General features: G+C 62.3%; 5 protein-coding genes. 4 read left to right on the top strand and 1 reads right to left on the bottom strand.

Going from position 1 to position 5,399, the window contains the following annotated elements; translation table 11 throughout:
- Positions 1-133 precede the first annotated feature (133 nt).
- Genes EPO09_RS02590 through EPO09_RS02580 form a run of 3 tightly spaced genes read left to right on the top strand, consistent with a single transcriptional unit; the run spans position 134 to position 3,257 of the window.
- Positions 134-1,708 carry a thymidine phosphorylase family protein gene (locus EPO09_RS02590; RefSeq protein ID WP_290639849.1) on the top strand — a complete coding sequence of 525 codons (1,575 nt, stop codon included), beginning with the start codon at positions 134-136 and terminating at the stop codon, positions 1,706-1,708.
- Positions 1,709-1,728: 20 nt separating this feature from the next.
- Entirely contained in the window at positions 1,729-2,637 is a 909-nt protein-coding gene (locus tag EPO09_RS02585; RefSeq protein ID WP_290639848.1) for a ribose-phosphate diphosphokinase, read from the top strand.
- Positions 2,634-3,257, top strand: coding sequence for a class I SAM-dependent methyltransferase (locus EPO09_RS02580; protein WP_290639846.1), 624 nt, complete (start codon positions 2,634-2,636; stop codon positions 3,255-3,257). Before EPO09_RS02585 ends, EPO09_RS02580 begins: the two co-directional genes overlap by 4 nt.
- A 48-nt stretch (positions 3,258-3,305) precedes the next feature.
- Here the strand turns inward: EPO09_RS02580 and EPO09_RS02575 are convergent, their stop codons facing one another.
- Positions 3,306-4,430 carry a DUF898 family protein gene (locus tag EPO09_RS02575; protein ID WP_290639844.1) on the bottom strand — a complete coding sequence of 375 codons (1,125 nt, stop codon included), beginning with the start codon at positions 4,428-4,430 and terminating at the stop codon, positions 3,306-3,308.
- 150 nt (positions 4,431-4,580) lie between these two features.
- Here EPO09_RS02575 and EPO09_RS02570 point away from each other — a divergent pair.
- Positions 4,581-5,399 (top strand): hypothetical protein (locus tag EPO09_RS02570; protein WP_290639842.1); only part of this gene is annotated, 819 nt, incomplete at its 3' end.

The following is a 5,399-nucleotide window of genomic DNA, read 5'->3' as shown; positions in this document are numbered from 1 at the left end:
CCGGCAAGCATCCCAATATCGATCGTCTGATCAAGGTCATCGAGACCGCTCAAGGTTTCACGGTGAAGTTGATTCACGCTTGACGCCAGCCCTACCTGGGGGGGTACGATGTTGAGAAACAACCGTTCCCTCCATGGCCACGCCAACCGAATCCAAAGAGAACAACGCCGCACCGCTGCTCAAGCTCAAGCGGGTGGCGATTGATACCTACCGCGAAAACGTCGCCTACTTGCATCGCGACTGCGCCATCTACCGGGCCGAGGGCTTTCAGGCCTTGTCCAAGGTCGAGATACGCGCCAATGGCAAACGCATCCTCGCCAGCCTCAATGTGGTGGACGATGCCTGTATCGTGGGCGTGGATGAACTCGGTGTCTCCGAAGATGCCTTTGTGCAGCTGGGCGTGGAAAGCGGACACCCCTCCCGCATCAGCCAGGCTGAGCCGCCCTCCTCCATCCCGGCCTTGCACCGCAAGATCGCTGGCGAGCGCCTGACGCAGGACGACTTCCGCGCCATCGTGCGCGACATCGCCGAGCACCGCTACTCCAAGATCGAACTTACCGCCTTCGTGGTCGCCTCCAACCAGGGCGAGCTCGACCGCGAAGAGGTCTACTACCTGACGGATGCCATGGCCGCCGTGGGCCGCAAGCTCGACTGGCGCGAACACCCCGTGGTGGACAAGCACTGCATCGGTGGCATTCCCGGCAACCGCACATCCATGCTCGTGGTACCCATCGTGGCCGCACACGGCATGCTGTGCCCCAAGACATCGTCGCGCGCCATCACCTCGCCAGCCGGTACGGCGGACACGATGGAGGTGCTGGCCAATGTCGAGCCGCCCTTCGATCGCCTGTGGGACATCGTGCGCGAGCACCGCGCCTGCCTGGCCTGGGGCGGCAGCAGTGATCTCTCGCCCGCTGATGACGTACTGATCGCGGTTGAGCGTCCTTTGTCGATCGACTCGCCCGGCCAGATGGTGGCCTCCATCCTGTCCAAGAAGATCGCGGCCGGCTCCACGCACCTGCTGCTGGACATCCCCGTCGGCCCAACCGCCAAGGTCAAGGCCATGCCCGAGGCCCAGCGCCTGCGCAAGCTGTTCGAGTTCGTGGCCAACCGCCTGGGCCTGACGCTGGATGTGGTCGTCACCGATGGCCGGCAACCTGTGGGCAATGGCATCGGCCCGGTGCTCGAAGCCCGCGACGTGATGCGCGTGCTGCGCAATGACCCACGCGCCCCCGCCGACCTGCGCCAGAAGGCCCTGCGCCTGGCTGGCCGGATGCTGGAGTTCGATCCCGATGTGCGCGGCGGCGATGGTTACGCCATTGCCCGAGACATCCTCGACTCGGGCCGCGCACTGAGCAAAATGATGGCCATCATCGAAGCCCAGGGCGCCAAGCCTTTTGATCCTGAACAGCCCGAACTGGCGCCACTGAGCTTCGACGTGTTCGCCGACCGAAATGGCGTGGTCACCAGCATCGACAACCTGCAACTGGCCCGCATTGCCCGGCTTGCGGGCGCGCCCAAGGTGCAAGGCTCGGGCGTGGATCTGCTGCACAAGCTGGGCGAGCCCGTGAATGCCGGCGAAGCGCTGTACCGCGTGTATGCCGCCTACCCTGCCGATCTGGAGTTTGCCCGCCAGGCTTGCGAGCGCAGCAGCGGTTTCACGCTGGGCCTGGCATCCGAAGTGCCCAGCCTGTTCGTCGAATTCTGATCGAGCCACACCAGACACCCATGAGCGCCCTTCTGCTTTACTTTGCCGACGAGCAAGCCCCCGCCGAGCGCCTGGCCCAAGCCAGTGGCATCCCTGCGGCCTGCATCGAATCCCACCGATTCCCGGACGATGAACTTCGACTGCGCCTGCCCTTGGATGCGCACGGTGCCTTGCCCGGCAAATTGGTGATTTATCGCAGCCTGGATCGCCCCAACGACAAGTTGGTCGAACTCTTGCTGATCGCCCGCCAGGCCCGCGAACTGGGCGCCCGCCACATCACATTGGTGGCGCCTTATCTGGCCTATATGCGCCAGGACATCGCCTTCCACCCAGGCGAGATCGTCAGCCAGAAAGTGGTGGGCCGTTTCCTGGCCGATCTGTTTGATGCCGTCATCACGGTAGACCCGCACCTGCACCGCATTGCCACGCTCGACGAAGCGATTCCGCTTGATAACGCCATCAGCTTGTCCGGCGCGCCCATGCTGGCTCAGCTGATCGCGCAGCACCACGACCAGCCACTGCTGATCGGCCCCGATGCCGAATCCGCGCAATGGATACAGGCCGCGGCCCAGGCCTTCCACTTTGATTACGGCGTGTGCACCAAGGAACGCCATGGCGACAAGGATGTCGAGATCACCTTGCCCTTGCTTGATGTGCGAGACCGGGCTGTGGTGCTGCTGGATGATGTGGCCAGCTCTGGTCGCACCATCGCCGCAGCCAGTAAGTTGCTGCTGAATGCTGGCGCCCGCTCCGTGGATGTGGCCGTGACGCATGCCTTGTTTGCTGGCGATGCGCTGGACGTGATCAAGGCTGCCGGCGTGGGCCATGTCTGGAGCACCGACTGCATCGCCCATGAGAGCAACGCCATCGCCATGGCGCCCATGCTGGCGCAGGCCTTGTCACCTCTGCTGAAAGGCGCGTCAGCATGAGCCACGAAAGCTGGTACGACCGCCACGTGCTGCCCTATCTGATCGACATGGCCTGCGGTATCCGGCCGGTGGCTCGCCAGCGCGAGAAGATCATTCCCCAGGCACGAGGCCAGGTGTTGGAAATCGGCATGGGCACAGGCCTCAACATTCCCTTCTACGACAAGACGCAAGTATCAAAAATCGTGGGTGTGGACCCGGCCTTGCGCATGCACCACCTGGCCGACAAACGCATCGCGCAAGCAGGCCTGAATGTCGAGTTGATTGGCCTGTCCGCCGAAAAGCTGCCCGTGGCTGACGCCAGCTTCGACACGGTCGTGTGCACCTACACTTTGTGCACCATCCCAGATCCTGCTGCAGCGCTGGCCGAGATGCGCCGCGTGCTCAGACCTGGCGGCAAACTGCTGTTTTCCGAGCATGGGCTGGCACCCGATGGCAACGTGGCGCGCTGGCAGACGCGCTTGCAACCGTACTGGAGCAAGCTGGCCGGTGGATGCATGCTGGACCGCGACATCCCCTTGCTGCTCGAAGACGCAGGCTTCAATGCGGCAACGCAATCGCGCTATTTGCCTGGGCCTCGCTTCGTGTCGTATCACTACTGGGGCGAGGCCCACGCCAGCTAGAGATGTCGTTCCAGGCGTTTGCCCCTTAACCCCAAGCTCTGCTGCCTGTCACGAAGTCGGCTTGTCCTGCAAATCGCCCATCACCTCAGGCTTGATCCACACCGATACCGATCGCAGGCGCAGCCTGGTCTCGCTGATGGCCGCCTGCGGGTAATACCAGCCCAGGGTACAGCCCACGAGCAACCAGTTGCGCAAGGTAAGCTTGAGCAGTTCCCGCTCGGGCACCGCGCTGTCGAAGCGAATCTGCTTGTGTGCCGTGTCCGACCACAGGCGGTTCTGCAACTGCACGCTGAGGTAGGGGTATGGCAGGGCCATCATCATCACGATGAGCAGGAAGATGCCAGGCAGCAGCACAAGGCTCAGCCGGATGCTCTCGGTGCTGTGTTCCGCGCTTTTGAGCCGGGCCACCGTTTCCCAATCCAGCCCGACCAGCTCCGACAGCCCCCAGATCAAAGGCAGGATGACGAGCAGCATGGCCACCAGCGCCAACGCGGCGGTACGCAAACTCACGCGCAAGGCATCGACCTGCCTGAAACCGTGGCCACACTCGTTGTGCCAATCACCCAAGGCGGCATGGCGATGCTGATAGCGCTTGAACTGCACGTACATCCACGGCAAGGACAAAGACAGCGTGGCGGCAGCCAGCCCGCCCAACAGATAGGACAAGCCGCGCTCACCGCCCATGCCCGCAATCACCGCCCACACAGCCAGCACGCCGCCCACGATGTACAGCAGCGTTGGCAAGCCCATGGCCTTGATCGCATCTGCGGGCGTGGCAGCCAGCCTCAAACGCTGGCCACGCCAACTGGTGTGCATGAGCTGGAACTCCAGAAACCCGTGCAGAAAGACAGGCAACATCGCCGCCGTGAGAATCTGCATCGCGGCCACACCCATCATGTGATAAGGCCCCGTCAATGAAATGCCGTAGTAAATCGCATTGAGGATCACCGTACCGACCACGTTGCCAGCGAACATCTTCCATGGGTTGGCGTGGTAATCCAGGTTGCCCCCCGCCACGTGCGTGTTCTGATAAAAATAACGCAGGCTGCCCACCAAAGCCCAGGGCAAGGCAAAACCCGCCGTCAATAGAAGCAGCAGCATGTTCTTGCGCCAGATGGGGCGGTAAGTCTCTACATTGCCGGTGAAGCTCACCTCGTAACGGGTATGGGACATCTTGAAAACGGACTCGAAACTGGTGCGGACGCAAACCAACTCATTGTCCGTTATCCGGGTCGCGGATGGTCGTGGTGTATTCCCCCGCCCTTGCCTGCCTGGACGAGGGGGATGTAAGGTGCTGTGCTTGAACCACTACCGATATGCGCCATGCCCCGGATCCTGAAGCCTTGGCTGATGTCCATTGCCCTGCTGTTCAGCTGGGCAAGCGCTTGCGCGCAATTGGTGATCTATCCCCGCCATCAGGCGCAAAACGACCCGCAACTGCAATATGTGCTGGAGGTGCTGCGCCTGGCGCTGTCCAGATCCGGCAAGCCTTACGAACTCAAGCAGTCTTCCAGCGTGATGGTGCAAAGCCGCGCCATCGCCGAACTGGCCGCTGCTACCGGCACGCTTGACGTCATCTGGGTCATGACCAACCAGGAGCGGGAAAAGCAGTTGTTGCCCGTGCGCATTCCCATCGACCGAGGACTGATTGGCTGGCGTGTGGCGCTGCTCAACGCCCAACGGGCCACAGTATTCGGTGCGGTGAAGGATCTGCCCGCCCTGGCGCAGTACAGCGCGGGTCAGATGCACGACTGGCCGGATACGGCGGTACTGAAGGCCAACGGTCTGAACGTGGTGGCCTCACCCACGTACGAAGGGCTGTTCAAGCAACTGGGGTCCAACCGTATCGACTATTTCCCGCGCTCGGTGATGGAAGTGCGCAACGAGTGGCAGTCACACAAGGACTTGCCACTGGTGATCGACGACGCCATTGTGATTCGCTACCCTGCCGCCTTCTACTTTTTTGTGAGCAAGAACCGACCAGAATTGGGCGCGGACCTTCAACGGGGACTGGAGGCAGCCTTGGCCGATGGCAGCTTCTTGCGGCTGTTCAAGCACCACATTTTGCCGCTGATGGATGGCCTGGACTTGCGCAAACGAATCGTGATCAGCCTGCGCAACCCCGATCTGCCTGCGGCCACG

This window comes from Aquabacterium sp., assembly GCF_004297345.1.
GTDB lineage: Bacteria > Pseudomonadota > Gammaproteobacteria > Burkholderiales > Burkholderiaceae_C > Aquabacterium.
Note: the sequence above shows the minus strand (reverse complement) of the source record. Positions and strands in the feature narration are given on the sequence as shown.